Raw genomic sequence first — 22,306 nt, 5'->3', positions numbered from 1 at the left:
CGCCTGCCACGCAGGAAGCGCCGGGCGCCGCTGGTCAAGGTGCGCATCGACCCGCCGAGGCTGCCCCGCCTGGCTCCCTTCCGTGACCGCAACCCGGTGGTCATCGGCGCCGCCGGTCTGACCGCCCTCGCGCTGCTGACCGTGGCCGCGTTCAACGCCGACTCCCTGCCGGTGATCGGCGGCGGCGACACGTACAGCGCCGCCTTCGCGGAGGCGGGCGGCCTCAAGCCCGGCGACGAGGTGCGGATCGCCGGGGTCAAGGTCGGCAAGGTCGAGGAGGTCGACCTGGACGGCGACCACGTCAAGGTCACCTTCAAGATCAAGGGCGATCCGGAGTTCGGCACCGCCACCGGGGCCTCGATCCGGGTGAAGACGATCCTGGGCGCCAAGTACCTGGCGCTGCACCCCAAGGGGTCGGGGCAGTTGGAGCCCGGCAGCGAGATCCCGCTGACGCGGACGGTCCCGGCGTACGACGTGGTGCAGGCGTTCAGCGATCTGACCACGACGACCGAGGAGGTGGACACCGAGCGGCTGGGAACGGCCCTGGACACCATCTCCGTCACCTTCCAGGACTCCCCCGCCGAGGTGCGGGCGTCCGTCAAGGGCCTGTCGAAGATCTCCCGGACGGTCGCCTCGCGCGACAAGGCGCTGCGCGAGCTCCTCGACCATGCCGACGGGGTGACCGGCGTCCTGGCCGAGCGCTCCGAGGACTTCACCGCCCTGGTCGAGGACGGCGATCTGCTGTTCAAGGAGATCAGCAAGCGGCGCAAGGCGATTCACCGGCTGCTGAAGTCCTCCGCCGCGCTCGGTGTCGAGCTCTCCGGCCTGGTCGAGGACAACGACAAGGAGATCGGCCCCGCGCTCAAGGGCCTGAACGGCGTGGTCGAGATGCTCGAACGCAACCAGTCGAGTCTGGACCGCAGCGTCCGGCTGCTCGCGCCCTACGTCCGGGTCTTCACCAACACCCTCGGCAACGGCCGCTGGTTCGACTCCTACGTGCAGAACCTGGTGGCCGCCCCGGTGGTGCCGAGGACGGGAGGTTCACGATGAAGAGGCGTCTGGCGCTGGTGGTCGCCCTCGCCCTGGTCGCGGCGGCCGCGTTCGTGCTGTGGCCCCGCGCGGAGAAGGTGCGGGTCACCGCCTACTTCCCGAGCACGGTCGGCATCTACCCCGGCTCGGACGTCCGTGTCCTCGGGGTCCGCATCGGCGAGGTCGAGGAGATCACGCCGGAGGGCGGCCGGGTGCGGGTGGAGCTGGTGTACGACGAGGGGCGGAAGGTACCGGCCGACGCCCAGGCCGCGATCATCAACTCCTCGGTGGTCAGCGACCGTTACGTGCAGCTGCTGCCGGTGTACCGCGAGGGTCCGGTGCTGCGGGACGGCGCCGTCATCCCCGAGTCGCGCACGGCCGTGCCGGTCGAGCTGGACCGGATCTTCGACAGCCTGCACACCACGGCCGAGGCGCTCGGCCCCGAGGGCGCCAACAAGGACGGCTCGCTGTCTCGGCTGCTGGGGGTGAGCGCGGACAACCTTCAGGGCCAGGGCGGCAACATCCACCAGACCGTGAAGGACCTCTCGCAGGCGGTCACCACGCTGTCCGACGGCCGCGGCGACCTGTTCGGCACCGTGCGGAACCTCCAGGTGTTCACGGCGGCGCTGGCGGCGGACGACCAGAGCGTGCGGTCGTTCAACAAGAGCCTCGCCGAGGTGGCGGAGCTCCTCGCCGGTGAGCGTGAGGACCTCGCGGCGGCGCTGCGCAACCTCGGCACGGCGCTCGGCGACGTGTCCGCGTTCGTGAAGAAGAACAAGAAGGCGCTGACCTCGAACGTGAAGGGCCTGAGCAAGGTGACCAAGGTGCTCGTCACCCAACGTGCCGCGCTGGAAGAGCTGTTGGAGGTCGCTCCGACCGGTCTGTCGAACCTCCAGAACGCCTACAACGCCTCCTCGGGGACCCTCGACACGCGCAACAACCCGCAGGGCCCGCAGGATCCGGCCGCGCTGCTGTGCTCCGTGCTGCGCACGACCGGCGACGAGGGCGGTGAGAACCCGGACTGCGCGGAGCTGGAGGAGCTCTTCGCCGCGCTGCCCGAGGTACCGGGCGAGCCCATGGCTTCGGGCACGGTCGACCGGACCCTGGGCGGAATCCTGGAGGGCAGGGCATGAGCGGGCCGCGCAAGGGCCGTGCCCTCGCCTGGGCGGCGGCCGGTTCGCTGCTGCTGTCCGGCTGCGAGTTCAACGGCTGGCACGACGTGGAGCTGCCCGGGGGCGCCGCTTCCGACGGCCGCGCGTACCGCGTCACCGTCGAGTTCCGCGATGTCCTCGACCTGGTGCCGCAGTCGGCCGTCAAGGTCGACAACGTGACGGTGGGCGCGGTCGAGGAGGTGGAGCTGGCGGGCTGGCACGCGCGCGTACGGCTGCGGGTCGCCGACTCGGTGAAGCTGCCCGCCAACGCGGTCGCCGAGCTGCGCCAGACCAGCATGCTCGGCGAGAAGTACGTGGCGCTGTCCGCCCCGCCCGGCACCGACCCCGTGGGCCGCCTCCGCGACGGCGACCGCATCCCGCTCGGCCGCAGCGGCCGGAACCCGGAGATCGAGGAGGTGCTGTCCGCCCTGTCCGCGCTGCTCAACGGCGGCGGGGTGGCCCAGCTCAAGACGATCACCGTGGAGCTGAACAAGGCGCTCGCCGGCCGAGAGAACCGGGTCAAGTCCCTGCTCAAGGAGTTGAACACGTTCCTCGGCGGCCTGGACGACCAGCGCGCGGACATCGTGCGCGCGCTCAAGGCCGTCGACCGGCTCGCGGGGCGGCTCGGGAAGGAGAAGAAGACGATCGCCAAGGCCGTGGAGACGATGCCGCCCGCGCTCAAGGTGCTCGCGGACCAGCGCCGCGACCTGACCCGGATGCTCACCGCCCTGTCGAAGCTGGGCAGCACCGGCGCGAAGGTGGTCAGGGCGTCGCACGACAACACGGTCGCCAACCTCAAGCAGCTGCGGCCGATCCTGCGACAGCTGAACAAGGCGGGCGACGACCTGCCCAACTCCCTTGAACTGCTGACCACTTACCCCTTCCCGCGCAATGTGGTGGACGCGATCGAGGGTGACTACGTCAACCTGGCCGTCACGGCGGACCTGGATCTGTCGAGCCTCTACGGCAACCTGTCGGAGGAGGAGCCGGGTGACGGTGACACTCCGGACGCACCGGAGCTGCCGGACGCGCCGGATCTCCCGGACCTCCCCAACACCCCCGAACTCCCCGGCCTGCCGAGCGTGCCGACGCCCACCCCCTCCGCCCCGGCCACCGGCGACCTCCTGTGCCCGCCGGTGTGCACCGCCGCCCACGGCACCGGCCGAGGCCTGCCACCGGGGATCGACCTCGCGCTCGCGGAGCTGATGCTGAAGGGGATACAGCCGTGATCACACGTACGGTCAAGGCGCAGCTGATCGCCTTCGCCACCGTCACCGCCGTCGGGGTGTCCTACGTCGGCGCCGAGTACACGGGCCTGGTCGACAGCGTGCTGGACCGCGGCTACACCGTGCGGGCCGACTTCGCCGACTCCGGGGGCATCTTCACCGGCGCCGAGGTCACCTACCGCGGGGTGCCGGTGGGCCGGGTCGGCGCGCTGCGGCTGACCGGTGCCGGCGGGGTCTCGGTCGCGCTCGACATCGAGGACGGCGCACCGCGCATCCCGGCGGACACGCTGGCCGTGGTGGCGAACCGCTCGGCGGTGGGCGAGCAGTACGTCGACCTCCAGCCGCGCGGTTCGGGCGGGCCGTACCTGCTCCAGGGCAGCACGATTCCGCGCCGCAGTACGCGTGTGCCGCTGCCCACCACGGATCTGGTCCGCAGCCTGGACCGGCTGGTGAACTCCGTCGGCAAGGACGATCTGCGGGTCACCGTCGACGAGTTGGGCAAGGCGTTCTCCGGTACGGGTCCGCATCTGAGCCGGCTGGTCGACGCGGGCAACGCGCTCGTGGAGTCCGCGTCCGAGTCGCTGCCCGAGACGATCGCGCTGATCGAGGACTCCCGGACCGTGCTCAGGACACAGGCCGACCAGGGCTCGTCCGTCAAGGCGTTCTCCCGCGATCTCGCCCTGTTCACCGAGGAGTTGCGCAAGAGCGACGGTGACCTGCGCAGGCTCGTCGGCAACGCGCGCCCCGCGGCGGTCGAGCTCAACTCGCTGCTGAAGTCGGTCGAGCCGCGCCTGTCGGTGCTGCTGGCCAACCTGATCAGCGGCGGCCGGGTCACGCTCGCCCGGCTGCCCGGCGTGGAGCAGGCCCTGGTCACCTTCCCGCTGACGGTGTCGGGCAGTTACACCGTCGTACCCGGCGACGGCACCACCCACTTCGGTCTGGTGGTGAACGCCGACGACCCGCCGCCCTGCACCCAGGGGTACGGCACGGCGCGGCGCGACCCGGCGGACACCAGCACACGCGAGGCGAACACCGACGCGCGCTGCACGCTGCCGCGCGGCAGCCAGTCCTCGGTGCGGGGTGCGCAGAACGCGCCCGGCCCGGGCGGCACGGCGTACGTCACGGCGTACGACCCGGAGACCGGTACCACCACCGGCCCGGACGGAAGGACCGTCGAGATCGGCTCGACGGGCGGCCAGCAGGCCGTGTTCGGAAAGGAGTCGTGGCAATGGCTGCTCGTCGGCCCCATGGCCTGAGGCATTCCAGGGCGGTGGCGGCGGCACTCGTCGCGGCGACCGTCCTCACCACCGCGTCGGCGCTCTGGCTGGGCCTCGCGCTCGCCGGACAGCGCGAGGCGGAGCAGCGGCGCCAGGACATCCTCGCCGCCGCCCGCCGCTCGGCGCTGAACTTCACCTCGCTCGACTACCGGCACTACGGCCGGGACAGCGCCCATGTGCTCAAGGGCGCCACCGGCGACTTCAGGAAGGAGTTCGCCGCGCAGACCGAGCAGCTGACCAAGCTCGTCGCCGAGAACAAGTCGGTCTCCGAGGGTCAGGTCCTGGAGGCGGGCATCGTCCGCTCCGACGAGCGCTCGGCCCGTGTGCTGGTGGTCGCCGACAGCGAGGTGACCAACACCGCGGTGCCCCGGGGCGAGGCGCGCACCTACCGGCTGCAGCTCGACCTGGTGCACCGCGACGGCCGCTGGCTGACCTCGGACGTCGAGTTCGTCGGCTGACCCGCACCACCCACGAGGAGTACGACCATGGCGAACCCGACCACCCGGACCCTGAACGCGGCCGCCCGCGCGGCGGCGAAGCGTGCGGAGCGCGGAAAAGGCACCGACGACGTGCTCTCCGGGCGCACCGTCGTCGTCGAGGCGCCGAAGGACGGCTGGCAGGACCCGCCCGAGCCGTCCCCGGAGGCCTACGAGGAACCCGCACCTCAGGGGCGGGGTGCCTCCCGCCGCCGGACGCTGCTCACCGCGGCCCTCTGCGCGCTGCTCGTGACCGGCCTGGTCGCGGCCGGTGTACTGGGGTGGCAGTACGGGCAGGCGCGACAGGCGCAGAACGCGCGCGGTGAGGCGATGGCCGCCGCGCGGAAGGCGGCGCCGGTCGTGCTGTCGTACGACCACCGGCATCTGGAGCGGGACTTCGCCCGCGCCCGCGCGCTGCTGACCGGGAAGTTCCGGGACGAGTACCGCAGGACCACGACCGGCGTGGTCGGGCCGACCGCGAAGAAGTACCGCGGGGTGGTGAGGGCGACCGTGGCCACGGCCTCCGTCGTGTCGGCCTCCCCGGACCGGGTCGTGGTGCTGCTCTTCGTCAACCAGGCCACCGAGAGCACTCAGGTCTCCGGCTCGCGGCTGGATCTGAACCGGGTGCGGATGACGATGGCCGACACCTCCGAGGGCTGGAAGGTGAGCGCCGTGGACGCACTCTGATCAGCCCATTCGGCCTGCCCCCGCGCGTGATGCGCGGGGGCATTTTTGTGCGCGCGGCTCTTGACAGCGCTCCCCACCCACAGGCAGTCTTCCATTAAGCAGAAACGAACTTCCGCAATACGGAATAGCCACAGAGCACTGAAGGGAGCGCCGGACCCCATGGGATTCGCAGAGCAGCGCTTCAACGTCAACCTGTCGATCCTCTTCACGGAACTCCCGCTCCTGGAGCGCCCCGCGGCCGCCGCCGCGGCCGGCTTCACCGCGGTCGAGCTGTGGTGGCCCTGGATCGACTCCCCGACCCCCGAGCGGTCCGAGCTCGACGCCCTGAAGAAGGCCATCGAGGACGCGGGCGTCCAGCTCACCGGCCTGAACTTCTACGCCGGTCAGCTGCCGGGCCCGGACCGCGGCGCCCTGTCGGTACCCGGCGAGGAGTCGGAGCGGTTCCGCGCCAACATCGACGTGGCCGCCGACTTCGCCGAGTCGCTGGGCTGCAAGGCCCTCAACGCCCTGTACGGCAACCGCGTCGACGGCGTGGACCCGGCCGAGCAGGACGCGCTGGCGCTGGAGAACCTCGTGCTCGCGGCGCGGGCCGCCGACCGGATCGGCGCGATCCTGCTGATCGAGGCCCTGAACAAGCCCGAGTCGCCGCTGTACCCGCTGGTCTCGGCCCCGGCCGCCGTCGGGATCGTCGACAAGGTCAACGACGCGACCGGCCTCGGCAACGCCAAGTTCCTGATGGACCTCTACCACCTGTCCATGAACGGCGAGGACCTCCCGTCGGTGATCGAGGAGTACGCGGCGAAGACCGGCCACGTCCAGATCGCCGACAACCCGGGCCGCGGCGCCCCGGGCACCGGCTCCCTCCCGCTGGAGGACCTTCTCGACCAGCTGAAGAAGGCCGGTTACGACGGCTGGGTCGGCCTGGAGTACAAGCCGGGCGACCGCCCCAGCGCCCAGGCGTTCGACTGGCTGTCCCGCTGACCCTTTTGCACTGAGAGGCACCCTTATGAGCAACGCACTCCCCAAGATCGCCTGGATCGGCCTCGGCATCATGGGCTCCCCCATGTCCGAGAACCTCATCAAGGCGGGCTACGACGTCACCGGCTTCACCCTGGAGCAGGACAAGCTGGACCGCCTGGCCGCGGCCGGCGGCGCGGCCGCCGGTTCGATCGCCGAGGCCGTGCAGGACGCCGACGTCGTCATCACGATGGTGCCCGCCTCCCCGCAGGTCGAGGCCATCGCCTACGGCCCGGACGGCATCCTGGAGAACGCGAAGTCCGGCGCCCTGCTGATCGACATGTCCTCGATCACCCCGCAGACCTCGGTCGACCTCGCGAAGGCCGCCAAGGACAAGGGCGTCCGCGTGCTGGACGCCCCGGTGTCGGGTGGCGAGGCCGGCGCGATCGAGGCCGTACTGTCGATCATGGTCGGCGGCGAGCAGGCCGACTTCGACATCGCGAAGCCGATCCTGGAGGCCCTCGGCAAGACCATCGTGCTGTGCGGTCCGCACGGCTCGGGTCAGACCGTGAAGGCCGCCAACCAGCTGATCGTCGCCGTGAACATCCAGGCGTGCGCCGAGGCCGTGGTCTTCCTGGAGAAGTCCGGCGTGGACCTGAAGGCCGCCCTGGACGTCCTCAACGGCGGTCTGGCGGGCTCGACCGTGCTGACCCGCAAGAAGGACAACTTCCTGCAGCGCGACTTCAAGCCGGGCTTCCGTATCGACCTGCACCACAAGGACATGGGCATCGTCACCGACGCCGCCCGCAATGTCGGTGCCGCCCTGCCCGTCGGCGCCGTGGTCGCCCAGCTCGTCGCGTCCCTGCGTGCGCAGGGCGACGGGGGCCTGGACCACTCCGCGCTGCTGCGCGCGGTCGAGCGCCTCTCCGGCGCGCAGCTCTGAGACCTCCGGGCGGCGCCGCCGCTGACACCTGTCCTGTCGCGCCCAGGCGGTGGCGCCGCCCGGAATCAACTTCAACAAACTGTTGACGCTCAGTCCGCCCACTTCTAGGCTCCACAAAGCGGAAACAGGTTTCCGCTGACACCCGCACGGAAGGTCCACGATGTCGAAGCGCGTGCTCACCACCGAGTCCGGCGCCCCGGTCGCCGACAACCAGAACTCCGCCTCCGCCGGCGTCGGCGGCCCGCTCCTCCTCCAGGACCAGCACCTCCTGGAGAAGCTCGCCCGGTTCAACCGTGAGCGCATCCCGGAGCGCGTGGTGCACGCCCGCGGTTCCGGCGCGTACGGCTACTTCGAGGTGACCGACGACGTCACCGGCTTCACCCACGCCGACTTCCTCAACACCATCGGCAAGCGCACCGAGGTGTTCCTGCGGTTCTCGACGGTGGCCGACAGCCTCGGCGGCGCGGACGCGGTCCGTGACCCGCGCGGCTTCGCCGTCAAGTTCTACACCGAGGAGGGCAATTACGACCTCGTCGGCAACAACACCCCGGTGTTCTTCATCAAGGACCCGATCAAGTTCCCCGACTTCATCCACTCGCAGAAGCGCGACCCGTTCACCGGCAAGCAGGAGCCCGACAACGTCTGGGACTTCTGGGCGCACGCCCCCGAGGCCACGCACCAGGTGACCTGGCTGATGGGCGACCGCGGCATCCCGGCCTCGTACCGCCACATGAACGGCTACGGCTCGCACACCTACCAGTGGACGAACGCCGAGGGCGAGGCCTTCTTCGTCAAGTACCACTTCAAGACGAACCAGGGCATCCGCTGCCTGAGCAGCGAGCAGGCCGCGGAGACGGCGGGCAAGGACCCCAACTCCCACCAGACGGACCTGCTCCAGGCCATCGAGCGGGGCGTGAACCCGTCCTGGACGCTGCACGTGCAGATCATGCCGGCGGCCGACGCGGCGGACTACCGCTTCAACCCCTTCGACCTCACCAAGGTCTGGCCGCACAAGGACTACCCGCTGCAGCGCGTGGGCCGCCTGGTCCTGGACCGCAACCCCGACAACGTCTTCGCCGAGGTCGAGCAGGCCGCGTTCTCCCCGAACAACTTCGTCCCGGGCATCGGCCCGTCGCCGGACAAGATGCTCCAGGGCCGCCTGTTCGCCTACGCGGACGCGCACCGCTACCGCCTGGGCGTCAACCACACGCTGCTGGCCGTGAACGCCCCGAAGGCGACGACCGCGCAGAACTACGGCCGGGACGGCCTCATGGCCGCCAACGCCCAGGGCCGCGCCGCGAAGAACTACGAGCCGAACTCGTACGACGGCCCGGTGGAGACCGGCCGCCCGCTGTCGGCACCGCTGGCGGTCCACGGCTGGACGGGCACCCACGAGGCCCCGCAGCACACCAAGGACGACGACTTCCACCAGGCGGGCGAGCTGTACCGGCTGATGTCCGCGGAGGAGAAGTCCCGGCTGATCGCGAACATCGCCGGCGGCCTGTCCCAGGTCTCCCGCGACGATGTGATCGAGAAGAACCTCGCCCACTTCCACGCCGCCGACCCGGAGTACGGCAAGCGCGTGGAGGAGGCGGTCCGCGCCCTGCGCGAGGACTGAGCCGAGGGCTGAGAAAGACTCCCTGTTCGCGCCCGAACGCCGTGTGACCCGGATGAGGGGTGGTCCCCCGGTACGGGGCACGGGCAGGGTGTGGACCGCGGCGGCGTGCGAGCCAGTGCGGTGGTAATGGTCCGGGGTCCCCTTCTTCGACCTGAGGGAAGGAGACCCGCGGTTCCGTCGCCGTCCGCCGCGGTCCCAGACGTACTCCTGGCGCTCCCTATGCCCGGTCGTGACCGGCTGCTAGGGAGCGCTCGGCGTTGTCCAGGAGTTCCTTGTACGTGAGGACCTCCACCCGGGTGACATGCGAATTGAACGTCCGCAGCGCCTCGTTGAGCTCCTCCTCCGGTACGCCGGGGTGCAGGCCGGGGTGGCCGACCAGTACGAGGGCACTGGCCCGCCGGGTCTCGATGCCGAACTCCGCGCGGATCCGCTCGCGGTGCTCGTCCAGCCCGACCAGGTAGTTGACGGCCTGGCCGACCGCCTCGTGCACCGGCGCCGCCGGCACCCAGGCGTTGCGGTACCGCTTGACCAGCGGGCCCTTGAGGCTCATGGCGCGCTTCAGCTCGACGATGTGCAGACTGCCGTCGCCGCGTATCAGGGGCAGGTCCACCTCGTCGCCGGGCACGAGCCGCCGCTGCGCCGCCTGTCCCACGAACCGCCCGCCGAAGATCCAGTGCTGTCCCTCCAGCGCGTGCTGGAGATCGGCCTCGGTGGCGGTGCGGTCCTCGACGACGGCCCGCAGGGCGTCGAGGCCGGCGGCGCGGCGCTGGAGCCGGGCGGCCTGGACCAGGAAGGCCTCCGGCGAGGTGACGATCCTGCGGGCCTCCTCGGCCGTGTCCACGACGCCGATCCGCCCGTCGCGCAGGATCCGCTCCAGCCACAGCGCCGTCTCGGCCCGGCCGCGAGGTATCTCGTAGCGCCCGGGACGGTCGTCGGGAGCCTCCGTGAACAGCGCGTCCTCGCCCTGGGCGGCGAAGTGCGCCATCAGTTCACGGGCGCTCGCGCCGGGACGGTCCACGAGGAACTCCTCGCCCGCGTCGACGAGCCACTGGTGCATCAGCCGTACCACCCGCCCCAGGAAGTCGCGGTTCCGCTCGCTGCGGGCCCCGTCCTGGAACAGCCGGTACCGCTCCTCGAACTCATGCCGGAGGATGCGCCCCTGGGCGTACTCGACGGCGTCGTGCACCTGCCGGACGATCTGCCACTCCCCCGCCCCGGCGGCGGTGGCCCGCGCCTCGGCCAGCAGCCGCAGCAGCTCCCTCCCGCCGCGCCGCTTGCGGCTGCGGCCCCCGTGCATGTGCTTGAAGACGGCGGCCAGGGCCGCCCGCACGGCCTCGTCGCCGGCGTCCTTCACCACCGCACGCAGCTGCCACTCCAGCGTCATGTCGCTTCGCGTCGCCATGCGGGCCAGTGTGGACCGCGGCACCGACATTCCCCTTCGACGTGCGATCTCACGCCCCCAGCGGCAGGCTTGAGGCATGGACGGACCGCACATCGTGGTGCACGCCCCGGCCCTCGACGGCTCCCGCCGGGTCACGTCGGGCGACGAGACCCTGGGCATCGCCTCGCACATCGACGACGTCAGCGAGTTCCTGAGACTGGCCGATCTGTATGTGACCGACGTGGCGGAGAGCGACATCGTCGAGTGGCAGGGCGGCGGTCCGGACGACTGGCCGGGACTGTCGGAGCACCACGACGCCTGAGCCCGCGTACGCACCGTGGCGTACGCGGGCTACGGAACCCTCAAATCATCCTCTGAACACGCGCCGGAAGGCTTCAACCACCCCCGCGGTGGGGCAGATTGCCGTCACACGGAGCCCGCCGGCACGGGGGCGGCGGGCTCCGCACGGGGGAAGCACCACCCTGGGGAAGCACCGAGCACGGGGGAAGCACCGACGCCGGGGAAGCACCGCAGAACGGGGGAACATCGGGGGAATGCCAAAGGGGCGGCCCACCCCCCGGCTGGGCCGCCCCTGACCGACCGTCGGGTCAGACCTTCAGCGTCTTGATCGAGGTCGGCGCGTGGCCGGGCTCGGTCGCGAGCTCCTCGAACTCCACCACGTTGCTGATGTCGTTGGTGCCCGACATCGAGATGTTGGTGACGCGCTCCAGGATCGCCTCCACGACGACCGGCACCTGGAACTCGGCGGCGAGCTTCTTGGCCTGCTCAAGGGCCGCGCCCAGCTCCGCCGGGTCGGTCACCCGGATCGCCTTGCAACCGAGGCCCTCGGCGACCTTGACGTGGTCGACGCCGTAGACGCCCAGCTCGGGCGAGTTGATGTTCTCGAACTCCAGCTTGACCTGGAAGTCGATGTCGAACGCCCGCTGCGCCTGGCGGATCAGGCCCAGGTAGGAGTTGTTGACGAGGACATGGACGTACGGGATCTTGTGCTGCGCCCCGACCGCCAGCTCCTCGATCATGAACTGGAAGTCGTAGTCGCCGGACAGGGCGACGACCTGCGCGTCCGGGTCGGCCTTGGCCACGCCCAGCGCGGCCGGGATCGTCCAGCCCAGCGGGCCCGCCTGGCCGCAGTTGATCCAGTGCCGCGGTTTGAACACGTGCAGCATCTGGGCGCCGGCGATCTGCGAGAGGCCGATGGTGGAGACGTACCGGGTCTCCGGGCCGAAGGCCTTGTTCATCTCCTCGTAGACGCGCTGCGGCTTGATCGGGATGTCGTCGAAGTGCGTACGGCGCTGGAGGGTGGCCTTCTTCTCCTGCGCGGACGCGGCCCAGGCGGAGCGGTCGGGCAGTTTGCCGGCCGCCTTCAACTCCCGTGCCACCTCGACGAAGAGCTCCAGGGCGGCCTTCGCGTCGGAGGCGATGCCGTAGTCCGGGGCGAAGATCTTGCCGATCTGGGTCGGCTCGACGTCGACGTGGACGAACTTCCGGCCGGCGGTGTAGACGTCCAGCTTGCCGGTGTGACGGTTGGCCCAGCGGTTGCCGATGCCGAGGACGAAGTCGGACTCCAGGAAGGTCGCGTTGCCGTAGCGGTGCGAGGTCTGCAGGCCCACCATGCCGGCGTTCAGCTCGTGGTCGTCGGGCAGCACGCCCCAGCCCATGAGCGTGGGCACGACCGGGGTGCCGGTCAACTCGGCGAACTCCACCAGCAGTTCGGAGGCATCCGCGTTGATGACACCGCCGCCCGCGACGAGCAGCGGGCGCTCGGCGGCGTTCAGCATGCCGATCGCCTTCTCGACCTGGGCACGGGTCGCGACCGGCTTGTAGACCGGCAGCGGCTCGTAGGTCTCCGGGTCGAACTCGATCTCGGTGAGCTGCACATCGATCGGCAGGTCGATGAGGACCGGGCCGGGCCGGCCGGAGCGCATCAGATGGAAGGCCTGCTGGAAGACTCCGGGAACCTGCGCGGCCTCCAGGACGGTCACCGCCATTTTGGTGACCGGCTTGGCGATGGAGGCGATGTCGACGGCCTGGAAGTCCTCCTTGTGGATCACGGCGGTCGGGGCCTGGCCCGTGATGCACAGGATCGGGATGGAGTCGCCGATGGCGGAGTAGAGGCCGGTGATCATGTCGGTGCCGGCGGGGCCGGACGTACCGATGCAGACCCCGATGTTGCCCGGGTGGGTGCGGGTGTAGCCCTCGGCCATGTGCGAGGCGCCCTCCACATGCCTTGCGAGGGTGTGGTGGATGCCGCCGGAGGCCTTGAGCGCGGCATAGAACGGGTTGATCGCCGCACCCGGCACACCGAACGCGTTGCTGACGCCCTCGCGCTTGAGGATCTCAACTGCCGCACGGGCAGCGGTCATTCGAGCCATCGAGTACTCCTGCTTCGGCTGTCGGATTCGCACTCCCGTCGCGCCCCGCGGTTGAGCTCTTCCGTATTGCGGAAACTAACTTCTACTATCTGGAATCAATGTAAGTGGCGGGCCGAAGGCAGTCAAGAGACGGACAAGCGGGGGATTCCTGCAGCACCATGGGGGCATGCCCCAGAGCGTGTCGGTGCGCTGCCCGGCCTGCCGGCGCGAGCACCAGTACGCCGCGCCGGCCTACCCGTGCGCCTGTGGAGCCCCCGTCGCCCCGCCGCTCGACCCGCGTGGGACACCGACGGCCGTCACACACCGCGCCTGGGCCGAGGAGTGGGTCACCGTCCGGTGCGCCTCCTGCGGCCGACGCGGCCAGTGGCCGCAGCCGGAGCTGGGGTGCTCGTGCGGGACAGTGGTGCGGGTCGCGGTGGCGGGAACGCTCTCCCCGCTGCACCCCGGCACCGAGGCCGTCGATCCCCCGCGGCAGCGGGCCCCCTTCCAGCCCGTGACGATCCGCACCGCGCGGGACGCGGTCACCGTCGCCGCCCTCTACCTGCGCTGGCTCGGCTACCGGGAGATCCGCCGCGCCGACCAGCGGCCCCCGCACGGCATCGGCCTCGCCGCCCACGGCCTGCTGGCCCAGGTGGACCCGACCGTGCGCCCGGCCGGCGTGCGGGACGTGGAGTGTCTGTGGCTGACCGCCATGACGGAGTCCTCGGACTGCGTCTACTTCTCCCTCGCCGGATACGCCACCGACGCCCGCGTCCGCGCCGATGCCCTCGGCGTCCCCCTGTTCGTCCTGGACCTCACCGGCACCCCGCAGCCGGTCAACGACCACGCCGAGGCACTGGACTCCCCCAAGAGCTGACGAGAGCGCCGGCTCCCGGGAGTGCGGGAGCCGGCGCTGCAGGGGACGCGTCAGGGGTTGACGCAGCCGATCGAGCCGACCGGGAGGTCGTTGCCGGTGGAGGTGGCCGTGAAGCCGAAGGTGACGCTGCCGTCCGGCGCGATCGTCCGGTTGTAGTCGACGTTCCTGACCGTGACCGTGCCGTCGGATCCGGTACTGAGCGCGCCGTTCCAGACACTGTTGATCCGGGTGCCGTCGCCCGGCTGCCAGCGCACGGCCCAGCCGGACATCGCCGCCGTGCCGTGGTTCATCACCTCGACGGAACCCTGGAAACCGCCGCTCCAGGAGTTCGTCACCGAGTACACGGCCATGCAGCCGGTGTGCGGATCGGTCGGGGTCGGGGTGGGTGTCGGCGTGGGCGTCGGGGTGGGGGTGGTGCCGCCCGAGCCGCGGATGCCGGTCACCTCGCCGTTGCCGCCGTCGAAGACGATGTCGGAGCAGGAGAAGAAGTTCTCCTGGCTGTCCGAGCGCACCCACTGGATGAACAGCACCGCGTCGCCCGAGCGGCCCGCCGGCAGGTTGAGGTTCCAGTAGTAATGACCGGACTCGCTCCCGGGCGAGCCCGACTGGGGCGGGTTGGTGACCGTCTGGATCAGCTCCAGGTCGTCCCAGCCCAGCTCGGTGGCGGGCGAGTAGCCGGGCTTGGACAGGTACACCCGGAAGTCGCCCGGGTGCGCCGCCCAGTTGCTGTACCGGACCTGCATGCTCTTCCCGGAGGTCAGGTGCGTCCGGGGCCAGTCCGCGCGCGCCGCGTTGTAGCCGGTGAAGTTGTACGGGGACCGGTCACCGGCGCTGCACAGTTTGCCGTCCGGGACATAGCCCGGGCCGCGCCCGCCCGCGTTGGAGTCGAGCACGGCGAACCAGTTGTACAGCGCCGTGGCTCCGCTCTCGGCGAGCGCGGCCTTGCACGCCGGGTTGGTCGGGTCCAGTGCGCCGGTGCTGGTCCTGGCGTCCAGATAGCAGAGGTAGGTCCGCGATCCGGGCATCATCGCCACGCCGTGCGCCTGCGCACTGCCCTGGCCGAGCAGGGCGAGGCCCAGCCCGCTGAGCAGGGTGGCCAATACCGCCGCCCAGGAGAGGAGCCGGTTTCTGCGTCGAGCCATGGTGCCTCCTCGTTCGTCGTAGCTGTCCGCTGTGGAGCCCTCGCCCGTCCGGGGAAGGCATCGCTCCGGAGGGGCGAGGGAGTGTGGGGGAATTACTCGGCGCGGTACTTGCGAACGGTCGCCCGGCCCTCGGCCACGCCCCGGGGAAGGTGCGCCCGGGGCCCGCCCCCATCGGCGCGGGGAGCGGGGCGGGCCCCGGAGGAGGCCGGTGCGGTGCGGCGCACCGGCGTGGTCAGGCGCTGGTGCGGGCGGTTCCTCGGGCTGAAGCGGGGCGGATCACGCGCTCGTGCAGGCGGTGCCGTTCAGGCTGAAGGCGGTCGGCTTGGCGAACGTGCCGCTGTAGGTGCCCTGGAAGCCGAAGCTCTGGCTCCCGCCGGGGGCGATCCGCGCGTTGTGCGCCAGCGCGCCCGCCGTCAGGGCGCCCGACGAGCCGGACAGGGTGGCGTTCCAGGAGTTGGTGACGCGCTGACCGGAGGGCAGGGTGAAGCCGAGCTGCCAGTTGTCGACGGCGCCGGCACCGGTGTTCTTGACCGTGACGTCGGCGGTGAAGCCGCCCTGCCAGACGTTGGTGGCGTAGGTGACCTGGCAGGCCGAGGCCGGGTCGCCCGGGCTGCCACCGGTGTTCACGGTCGAGGAGAACGAGTTCACCGCGAGACCGGCGCCGTTCTGCCACGGCTCGAACCCGGCCTGGATGCTCGTCAGGTACCAGTTGTTCTGCGCCAGGCCCCGGCTGACGGCCTGGTCGACGAAGTCCATGACGTCGAAGCTCCAGCTGCTGATCGCCGAGGGAGCGACGAAGGAGATCACGTCGTTGGTGCCGTTGCTGCCGGTCCACACCTCCCAGGTGCGGCCGCCGACCGTGGTGGTGCCCACCGGCGAGCCGATCGGCTGGACCTGGCCGACCCGGTTGAACCAGATCATGATCTCGGTCCGGTTCACCCCGTCGGTCCGCGGCGTCGGGTCCAGCCAGATGTCGTACGAGGCGTTGTACACCGCTCCGGACACATAGCTGTACGAGATGCTGCTGGGCGCGCTGGAGATGGTGCTGAGCTGCGCCGGAAGGGCGGTGCCCGGCGAGCAGTTGGTGTAGTGGCAGCCGTTGAAGACCGACGGGTACGACTTGGGGGCGCCGGTGGTGGGGACCGAGCCGTCGGCCTGGGAGATGCGGAAGCCGGTGTCGGTGGCGGTGACGCACTGGGTGGCGGTGGTGCCCCAGCGGTTGTTCTGGACGACGTAGCGGCCCTGGATCGTGGTCGATCCGAACTCTTCGCAGATCGTGGTGTCCGCCTGGGCCGGCGGCGTTGCGACGAGGAGAGCCGCGACGGCGGTGAGTGCGGAGAGCAGCGCGGCGAACAGGCCGCGCGCGGTGCGGGGACGGTGCGGTAACGATCGCATGCGGGTGCCTCTCTGGGGGGTGATCGGGGGGTCGATCCGGACTCGACGGGGTGCCAGTACGGGAGCGCTCCCAACTCCCCACGAATGGGAGCGCTCCCACCCCACCGGTTCGGTCCGGACTGTAGAAGTCCGTCCATGTCCCTGACAACCCTGTGCGCACGAACGCGTCGAATGTATTTCGAAGCCGCAGGTCAATGGTGTGGCACTCAACCGCCGGGCGGACCAAGGGATTTGGGAGCGCTCCCGAAACGGAGCCGCCCCGAGCGGTCAGGCCGAGCCGCGGACCACCAGACGGGTGCGCAGGATGACGTGCCGCCAGGCCACCTCGGGCTGCTCCATCTCCTCCAGCAGCAGCCGCACCATGGCCCGGCCGATCTCCTCCAGCGGCTGGCGGACCGTCGTCAGGGGAGGGTCGGTGTGCCGGGCGAGCGGGTAGTCGTCGAAGCCGATCACCGCGACGTCCTCGGGCACACGGCGGCCGGCCGCCCGCAGCACGCCGAGCGCTCCGGCGGCCATGGTGTCCGAGGCGGCGAGGACGGCGTCGACGTCCGGGTGGCGCCGGAGCACCTCGGCCGTCGCCCGGCGGCCGCTGTCCTCGGTGAAGTCGCCCTCGACGACCAGCGAGGGCGGGGACTCCAGACCGGCGGCGGCGAGCGCTTCCCGGTATCCGCGCAGCCGGCACCGGGTGACGTACATGTCGAGCGGCCCGGTGACGGCGGCGATCGTCCTGCGCCCGCCGCGCAGCAGGTGTTCGACCGCGTCACGGGCGCCGCCGACGTTGTCCGCGTCCACGTAGGTCACGTGCTCGTCGCCCGAGCGACGGCCGAGCAGCACGGTGGGCAGTCCGGCCTCGGCGAGCATGTCCGGCAGCCGGTCCTCCGCGCGTACGGACATCAGCAGGACGCCGTCCACCCGCCCGCCGCGCGCGTACTCGACGAAGCGCCGCCGCTCGTCGTCCGTGCGGACCAGGGTGAGCAGCAGCTGCACCGAGGTGTCGGCGAGGGTGTCGCCGACCGCCCGGACGATCTCCGAGAAGAACGGCTCGCCGAACTGGCGCCAGTCCCGCTCCGTAATCGCCAGCGCCACGGCGTCCGCGCGCCGCCCGGCCAGGGAGCGGGCCGCCAGATTGGGCACGTAGCCCAGCTCGGCGATGGCCCGTTCGACCGCGCGGCGCGTCGAATCCCGTACGCCCGCCGCGTTGTTGATGACCCGCGAGACGGTCCCTCGCCCGACTCCGGCGAGGGCCGCGACTTGCTCCAGCGTCGGCGAGCCGGGACGCTGCCTGCTCATGACCACCCCCAAGGGCACCCGATCTTACGGGCCTTGGCCCACTGTGATCGAACACCCCGGGGCCGGATCAGACGGCGTGGTTCTGCCGCAGCTCGATCTTGCGCACCTTTCCGGACACCGTCATCGGGAAGGAGTCCAGCACCTGCACCCTGGCCGGGATCTTGTAGTGCGCCAACTTCCCGTCGCAGAAGGCCCGTACGTCCTCAAGGGTCGGCGGGTCGGCCGGGTCGCGTGCGATGACACAGGCCAGGACCTCCTCGCCGTACCGCTCGTGGGGCACACCGACCACCTGGACGTCGGCGATCTTCGGGTGGCCGTAGAGGAACTCCTCGATCTCGCGCGGGTAGATGTTCTCGCCGCCCCGGATGATCATGTCCTTGATGCGGCCGACGATCTCGACGTAGCCGTCGTCGCGCATCACGGCCAGGTCGCCGGTGTGCATCCAGCGGCCGGTGTCGATCGCCTCGGCGGTCTTCTCCGGCTGGTTCCAGTAGCCGAGCATCACGCTGTAGCCGCGGGTGCACAACTCGCCCGCCGTGCCGCGGGGTTGGGTGATGCCGCTGACCGGGTCGACGACCTTCACCTCGATGTGCGGCAGGACGCGTCCGACGGTGCCCGTGCGGTGTTCCAGGTCGTCCTCGCGCCGGGTCTGCGTGGAGACGGGCGAGGTCTCCGTCATGCCGTAGCAGATCGACACCTCGGCCATGTTCATCTCGGCGACGACCCGTTTCATCACCTCCACCGGGCAGGGTGAGCCCGCCATGATCCCGGTGCGCAGGGAGGAGAGGTCGTAGGAGGCGAAGTCGGGGAGGTCCAACTCCGCGATGAACATGGTCGGGACGCCGTACAGGGAGGTGCAGCGCTCCTGCTCGACGGCGCGGAGGGTAGCGGCCGGTTCGAAGGACGGGGCGGGGATGACCATGCAGGCGCCGTGGGAGGTGGCGGCGAGGTTGCCCATGACCATGCCGAAGCAGTGGTAGAAGGGCACGGGGATGCACACCCGGTCCTGCTCCCCGTAGGCGATCATCTCCCCCACGAAATAGCCGTTGTTGAGGATGTTGTGGTGGGAGAGGGTGGCGCCCTTGGGGAAGCCCGTGGTGCCGGACGTGTACTGGATGTTGATCGGCTCGTCGCAGGAGAGTTCCGGGAACGGGGCGGGCGTCGACCGGGCGAGCAGGGCGTGCCAGCTCGGGTCGCCGATGTACACCGTCTCCCGCAACTGCGGGCATTTCCCGCGCGCTTGCTCGACCATCGCCCGGTAGTCGCTGGTCTTGTGGCTGAGGGAGGCGAAGAGGAGGGAGATCCCGGCCTGGCCCAGGACGTACTCGACCTCGTGGGTGCGGTACGCCGGGTTGATGTTCACCATGATCGCGCCGATGCGGGCGGTGGCGTACTGGACGAGCACCCACTCGGGGCAGTTGACCGCCCAGATGCCCACCCGGTCGCCCTTGGCGACCCCGCTCGCCAGCAGCGCGTACGCCAACTCATCGACGTCCGAGGCGAATTGGGCGTAGGTCCAGCGCCTGCCGGAGGGCACGTCGACGAGCGCCTCGCGGTCCGGCCAGGACGCCACCGCCCGGTCGAGGTTCGCGCCGATGGTGTCGCCGAGCAGCGGGGTCGTACCGGTGCCGTGCGTGTACGAGCTCAGCGGCGGGGTCGTACCGGTGCCGTGCGTGTACGAGCTCACCGGAAGTCCTCCTCGCGGTACTCGGCGTCCGAGCCGGCGGCCGTGGCCTCGCGCAGCTCGATGCGGCGGATCTTGCCGGAGACGGTCTTGGGCAGCGGGGCGAACTCCAGGCGGCGGATGCGCTTGTAGGGCGCCAGGGTCTCCCGCGAGTGCTCGAACAGCACCTTCGCGGTGTCCGCCCCCGGCTCCCAGCCGTCCGCCAGGACGACATACGCCTTGGGCACGGCGAGGCGCAGCTCGTCCGGCGCGGGCACGACGGCCGCCTCGGCGACCGCCTCGTGCTCCAGCAGGGCGCTCTCCAGCTCGAAGGGGCTGATCTTGTAGTCGGAGGCCTTGAAGACGTCGTCGCTGCGCCCGATGTACGTCAGATAGCCGTCCGCGTCCCGCGACGCGACGTCGCCGGTGCGGTAGTAGCCGCCGTCCATCGCCTCCGCCGTACGGTCCGGGTCGCCGTGGTAGCCGGTCATCAGGCCGACGGGACGCGCCGAGAGGTCGAGCGCGATCTCGCCCTCGTCGGCGCCGGGCGCACCGGTGACCGGGTCCAGCAGCTCCACCCGGTAGCCCGGGCTGGGCCGGCCCATGGAGCCCGTCTTCAGGGGCTGGCCGGGGCTGTTGGAGACCTGGACGGCGGTCTCGGTCTGCCCGAAGCCGTCCCGGATGGTGACCCCCCAGGCCCGCCGGACCTGCTCGATGACCTCGGGGTTCAGGGGCTCCCCCGCCGCCACGGCCTCGCGCGGGGGCGTGCCCAGCTGGCTCAGGTCGGCCTGGATGAGCATGCGCCACACGGTCGGCGGCGCGCAGAAGGTGGTGACTCCCGCGCGGTCCATCTCCGCCATCAGACGGGCGGCGTCGAAGCGCGTGTAGTTGTGGATGAAGACGGTCGCCTCGGCGTTCCACGGCGCGAACAGGTTCGACCAGGCGTGCTTGGCCCAGCCCGGCGAGGAGATGTTCAGGTGCACGTCGCCGGGCTTGAGGCCGATCCAGTACATGGTGGCCAGATGGCCGACCGGGTACGAGGTGTGGGTGTGCTCGACCAGCTTGGGCCGGGCGGTGGTGCCCGAGGTGAAGTAGAGCATCAGGGGGTCGTCGGGCCGGGTGGGGCCGTCGGGCGTGAACGTGGCGTCGGCCTCGTACAGGTCGTCCAGCGACAGCCAGCCCTCGACCGGTTCCCCCGCCGCGATGCGCGTGTAGCCGCCGGGCACCTCGGCGAACTTGCCGGTGTCCTCGGAGCGCACGAGCACGTGCCGGACGCGCCCGCGCTCGACGCGGTCGCGCAGGTCGGCGGGGCCGAGCAGCGGGGTGGCCGGGATGACGACGGCGCGCAGTTTCATCGCGGCCAGGGCCGTGATCCACAGTTCGGCCTGGTTGCCGAGCATGACCAGGATGCGGTCCTCGGCGGCCACGCCCTGTGCGCGCAGCCAGTTGGCGGCCTGGTCGGAGCGGACCGACATCTCCCCGAAGGACAGCTTGGTCTCCCGGCCGTCCTCCTCGACGATGTGCAGCGCGGTCCGCTCGTTGCCGTGGGCGATGACGTCGAACCAGTCGAGCGCCCAGTTGAAGCGCTCGGGCCGGGGCCAGCCGAAACCCTCGTAGGCCCTCGCATAGTCCTCGCGATGGTGCAGCAGGAAGTCCCGCGCGCCGCGGAACGACTCCGTCGTCATGTGTCCTCCTAGGTACCGGACCATTGCCGGGCGGCTCTCTGCCATCGTTTACTCCGTGATGCAGGTCTCACTACCCCCGAACGGGGGTGTGCGCCGCAGTGAAAGGGCGAAGAGGTGGCAGCAGACGCGGCGGAGATCCGGAACGCGCTGGTACGGCTACGGCGTTCGACGGGGCTGCCCGTCGCCTTCGGCGGGCTGGTGGAGGCCGGCCGGCCGCAGGTGCGCATCAGCGAACTGAGCGGCACCGCGACCCAGTCGCTCCGCGCGCTCGCGGTGACCTCCGGCAACGGCCTCGGCGGCAAGGCGGTCGCGCTCGCCCGCCCGTGCGCCGTGACCGACTACTCCTCCTCCCGCCGGATCAGCCACGAGTACGACGCCCCGGTCGCCGCCGAGGGGCTGCGCTCGGTGCTCGCCGTCCCGGTGGTGGTACGGCGCCGGGTGCGCGGAGTCCTGTACGGCGCCCTGCGCACGGCCCAGCCGCTCGGTGACCGCGCGCTGTCCGCGGCCGTGGGGGCGGCGCGGGACGTGGAGCAGTCGCTGATCGCCGAGGAGTCGGCGCGGGAGGCGCTGGCCGCGGCCGCGGCCGAGCCGGTGTCGCGTGCTCCCGGGGCCGCCTGGGAGCAGGTGCGCGAGGCGCATGCCGCGTTGCGGGCGCTGGCGCCGCGGATCGCGGACGCCGGGCTGCGGGCGGAGCTGCTGGACGTGTGCGGGCTGCTCACCCCTCAGGGGCGGGCGGCGGCGGTGGCCCTGGCCCCGCGCGAGCTGGACGTGCTGGCATGTGTCGCCGCAGGGGCCACGAACGCGGTCGCCGCCGAACGGCTGGGGCTGCGGCCGGAGACGGTGAAGGGGTATCTGCGGTCGGCCATGCGCAAGCTCGGGGCCCACACCCGGGGGCAGGCCGTGGCCGCGGCGCGACGGGCGGGGTTGCTGCCGTAGCCACGCCGGCGCCGGGCCGGAGCCGCGTCGGTGCCGCGCCGGAGCCGCGTTCGGGCGAGGTCGCCGTAGACGCCTCATTCATTCACCCGTGCCTTGAATTTCCCTATGCGCCCGATGTTGTTATTTCCCTCACCACACCGGCACTCCGAAATTCAAAGACCCATTGCCTAATATTGGCCCGGACACGACACACGGAGGGGA

The 22,306-nt window shown here is 71.0% G+C and carries 19 protein-coding genes; 12 read left to right on the top strand and 7 right to left on the bottom strand.

The features are described from left to right. Positions 1-69: 69 nt before the first annotated feature. The 9 genes from AB0Q90_RS30100 (at position 70) to AB0Q90_RS30060 (ending at position 9,364) form a co-directional block, all read left to right on the top strand. The gene (locus AB0Q90_RS30100; protein WP_363158697.1) at positions 70-1,050 is read left to right on the top strand and encodes an MCE family protein; all 981 of its coding nucleotides are present in this window, start codon (positions 70-72) and stop codon (positions 1,048-1,050) included. Beyond that, positions 1,047-2,162, top strand: a complete 1,116-nt coding sequence (locus AB0Q90_RS30095) for an MCE family protein (protein ID WP_363158518.1) — start codon at positions 1,047-1,049, stop codon at positions 2,160-2,162. The genes AB0Q90_RS30100 and AB0Q90_RS30095 overlap by 4 nt, the downstream gene beginning before the upstream one ends. Then, positions 2,159-3,409 carry an MCE family protein gene (locus tag AB0Q90_RS30090; protein ID WP_363158519.1) on the top strand — a complete coding sequence of 417 codons (1,251 nt, stop codon included), beginning with the start codon at positions 2,159-2,161 and terminating at the stop codon, positions 3,407-3,409. Before AB0Q90_RS30095 ends, AB0Q90_RS30090 begins: the two co-directional genes overlap by 4 nt. After that, a complete protein-coding gene (locus AB0Q90_RS30085) occupies positions 3,406-4,662 on the top strand; it encodes an MlaD family protein (protein WP_363158520.1) in 1,257 nt (418 codons plus the stop codon). The genes AB0Q90_RS30090 and AB0Q90_RS30085 overlap by 4 nt, the downstream gene beginning before the upstream one ends. Then, positions 4,635-5,141 carry a hypothetical protein gene (locus AB0Q90_RS30080; protein ID WP_363158521.1) on the top strand — a complete coding sequence of 169 codons (507 nt, stop codon included), beginning with the start codon at positions 4,635-4,637 and terminating at the stop codon, positions 5,139-5,141. Before AB0Q90_RS30085 ends, AB0Q90_RS30080 begins: the two co-directional genes overlap by 28 nt. 27 nt (positions 5,142-5,168) lie before the next feature. Further along, the gene (locus tag AB0Q90_RS30075; protein ID WP_363158522.1) at positions 5,169-5,846 is read left to right on the top strand and encodes a hypothetical protein; all 678 of its coding nucleotides are present in this window, start codon (positions 5,169-5,171) and stop codon (positions 5,844-5,846) included. Positions 5,847-6,005: 159 nt separating this feature from the next. After that, positions 6,006-6,827 carry a TIM barrel protein gene (locus AB0Q90_RS30070; protein WP_363158523.1) on the top strand — a complete coding sequence of 274 codons (822 nt, stop codon included), beginning with the start codon at positions 6,006-6,008 and terminating at the stop codon, positions 6,825-6,827. A 25-nt stretch (positions 6,828-6,852) separates the two neighbouring features. Then, entirely contained in the window at positions 6,853-7,746 is an 894-nt protein-coding gene (locus AB0Q90_RS30065) for a 2-hydroxy-3-oxopropionate reductase (protein ID WP_363158524.1), read from the top strand. A gap of 160 nt (positions 7,747-7,906) precedes the next feature. Continuing rightward, complete coding sequence (locus AB0Q90_RS30060; RefSeq protein ID WP_363158525.1) at positions 7,907-9,364, top strand: catalase; 1,458 nt, start codon at positions 7,907-7,909, stop codon at positions 9,362-9,364. A 217-nt stretch (positions 9,365-9,581) separates the two neighbouring features. Here the strand turns inward: AB0Q90_RS30060 and AB0Q90_RS30055 are convergent, their stop codons facing one another. Then, positions 9,582-10,766 (bottom strand): Shedu anti-phage system protein SduA domain-containing protein, encoded by a 1,185-nt coding sequence (locus AB0Q90_RS30055; RefSeq protein WP_363158526.1) that lies wholly within the window; start codon positions 10,764-10,766, stop codon positions 9,582-9,584. A 76-nt stretch (positions 10,767-10,842) separates the two neighbouring features. Here AB0Q90_RS30055 and AB0Q90_RS30050 point away from each other — a divergent pair, with 76 nt between their 5' ends. Then, positions 10,843-11,067: a hypothetical protein gene (locus AB0Q90_RS30050; protein WP_363158527.1), complete on the top strand. Its 225-nt coding sequence runs from the start codon at positions 10,843-10,845 to the stop codon at positions 11,065-11,067. Between the two features lie 286 nt (positions 11,068-11,353). Here AB0Q90_RS30050 and gcl read toward each other — a convergent pair whose 3' ends face one another. Beyond that, positions 11,354-13,138, bottom strand: coding sequence for a glyoxylate carboligase (gcl, locus tag AB0Q90_RS30045; protein ID WP_363158528.1), 1,785 nt, complete (start codon positions 13,136-13,138; stop codon positions 11,354-11,356). 166 nt (positions 13,139-13,304) lie between these two features. Between gcl and AB0Q90_RS30040 the strand changes: the two genes are divergently transcribed. Further along, entirely contained in the window at positions 13,305-13,994 is a 690-nt protein-coding gene (locus AB0Q90_RS30040; protein ID WP_363158529.1) for a hypothetical protein, read from the top strand. 50 nt (positions 13,995-14,044) lie between these two features. Here the strand turns inward: AB0Q90_RS30040 and AB0Q90_RS30035 are convergent, their stop codons facing one another. The 5 genes from AB0Q90_RS30035 to AB0Q90_RS30015 all read right to left on the bottom strand — a co-directional run bounded on the left by AB0Q90_RS30035 (position 14,045) and on the right by AB0Q90_RS30015 (position 21,169). Continuing rightward, positions 14,045-15,136, bottom strand: a complete 1,092-nt coding sequence (locus AB0Q90_RS30035; protein WP_363158530.1) for a lytic polysaccharide monooxygenase — start codon at positions 15,134-15,136, stop codon at positions 14,045-14,047. A gap of 276 nt (positions 15,137-15,412) precedes the next feature. Further along, positions 15,413-16,531 carry a cellulose binding domain-containing protein gene (locus AB0Q90_RS30030; RefSeq protein WP_363158531.1) on the bottom strand — a complete coding sequence of 373 codons (1,119 nt, stop codon included), beginning with the start codon at positions 16,529-16,531 and terminating at the stop codon, positions 15,413-15,415. A gap of 267 nt (positions 16,532-16,798) precedes the next feature. Beyond that, the gene (locus AB0Q90_RS30025) at positions 16,799-17,821 is read right to left on the bottom strand and encodes a LacI family DNA-binding transcriptional regulator (protein WP_363158532.1); all 1,023 of its coding nucleotides are present in this window, start codon (positions 17,819-17,821) and stop codon (positions 16,799-16,801) included. A gap of 67 nt (positions 17,822-17,888) precedes the next feature. Continuing rightward, positions 17,889-19,469 (bottom strand): AMP-binding protein, encoded by a 1,581-nt coding sequence (locus AB0Q90_RS30020; RefSeq protein ID WP_363158698.1) that lies wholly within the window; start codon positions 19,467-19,469, stop codon positions 17,889-17,891. Between the two features lie 35 nt (positions 19,470-19,504). After that, positions 19,505-21,169: an AMP-binding protein gene (locus AB0Q90_RS30015; protein ID WP_363158533.1), complete on the bottom strand. Its 1,665-nt coding sequence runs from the start codon at positions 21,167-21,169 to the stop codon at positions 19,505-19,507. A gap of 114 nt (positions 21,170-21,283) precedes the next feature. Here AB0Q90_RS30015 and AB0Q90_RS30010 point away from each other — a divergent pair, with 114 nt between their 5' ends. Continuing rightward, on the top strand, positions 21,284-22,105 hold the full coding sequence (locus tag AB0Q90_RS30010) for a helix-turn-helix transcriptional regulator (RefSeq protein ID WP_363158534.1): 822 nt from the start codon (positions 21,284-21,286) through the stop codon (positions 22,103-22,105). The last annotated feature ends 201 nt before the right edge of the window (positions 22,106-22,306 follow it).

The organism is Streptomyces sp. NPDC079141 (assembly GCF_040686775.1).
Taxonomy (GTDB): Bacteria; Actinomycetota; Actinomycetes; order Streptomycetales; family Streptomycetaceae; genus Streptomyces.
Note: the sequence above shows the minus strand (reverse complement) of the source record. Positions and strands in the feature narration are given on the sequence as shown.

What these genes read in the sequence shown, in the direction of transcription:
- AB0Q90_RS30095 (WP_363158518.1), top strand. Translation starts at nt 1,047, where the DNA reads ATGAAGAGGCGTCTGGCGCTGGTGGTCGCCCTCGCCCTGGTCGCGGCG.
- AB0Q90_RS30090 (WP_363158519.1), top strand. Translation starts at nt 2,159, where the DNA reads ATGAGCGGGCCGCGCAAGGGCCGTGCCCTCGCCTGGGCGGCGGCCGGT.
- AB0Q90_RS30080 (WP_363158521.1), top strand. Translation starts at nt 4,635, where the DNA reads ATGGCTGCTCGTCGGCCCCATGGCCTGAGGCATTCCAGGGCGGTGGCG.
- AB0Q90_RS30075 (WP_363158522.1), top strand. Translation starts at nt 5,169, where the DNA reads ATGGCGAACCCGACCACCCGGACCCTGAACGCGGCCGCCCGCGCGGCG.
- AB0Q90_RS30070 (WP_363158523.1), top strand. Translation starts at nt 6,006, where the DNA reads ATGGGATTCGCAGAGCAGCGCTTCAACGTCAACCTGTCGATCCTCTTC.
- AB0Q90_RS30065 (WP_363158524.1), top strand. Translation starts at nt 6,853, where the DNA reads ATGAGCAACGCACTCCCCAAGATCGCCTGGATCGGCCTCGGCATCATG.
- AB0Q90_RS30060 (WP_363158525.1), top strand. Translation starts at nt 7,907, where the DNA reads ATGTCGAAGCGCGTGCTCACCACCGAGTCCGGCGCCCCGGTCGCCGAC.
- AB0Q90_RS30055 (WP_363158526.1), bottom strand. Translation starts at nt 10,766, where the DNA reads ATGGCGACGCGAAGCGACATGACGCTGGAGTGGCAGCTGCGTGCGGTG.
- AB0Q90_RS30050 (WP_363158527.1), top strand. Translation starts at nt 10,843, where the DNA reads ATGGACGGACCGCACATCGTGGTGCACGCCCCGGCCCTCGACGGCTCC.
- gcl (WP_363158528.1), bottom strand. Translation starts at nt 13,138, where the DNA reads ATGGCTCGAATGACCGCTGCCCGTGCGGCAGTTGAGATCCTCAAGCGC.
- AB0Q90_RS30040 (WP_363158529.1), top strand. Translation starts at nt 13,305, where the DNA reads ATGCCCCAGAGCGTGTCGGTGCGCTGCCCGGCCTGCCGGCGCGAGCAC.
- AB0Q90_RS30035 (WP_363158530.1), bottom strand. Translation starts at nt 15,136, where the DNA reads ATGGCTCGACGCAGAAACCGGCTCCTCTCCTGGGCGGCGGTATTGGCC.
- AB0Q90_RS30030 (WP_363158531.1), bottom strand. Translation starts at nt 16,531, where the DNA reads ATGCGATCGTTACCGCACCGTCCCCGCACCGCGCGCGGCCTGTTCGCC.
- AB0Q90_RS30025 (WP_363158532.1), bottom strand. Translation starts at nt 17,821, where the DNA reads ATGAGCAGGCAGCGTCCCGGCTCGCCGACGCTGGAGCAAGTCGCGGCC.
- AB0Q90_RS30015 (WP_363158533.1), bottom strand. Translation starts at nt 21,169, where the DNA reads ATGACGACGGAGTCGTTCCGCGGCGCGCGGGACTTCCTGCTGCACCAT.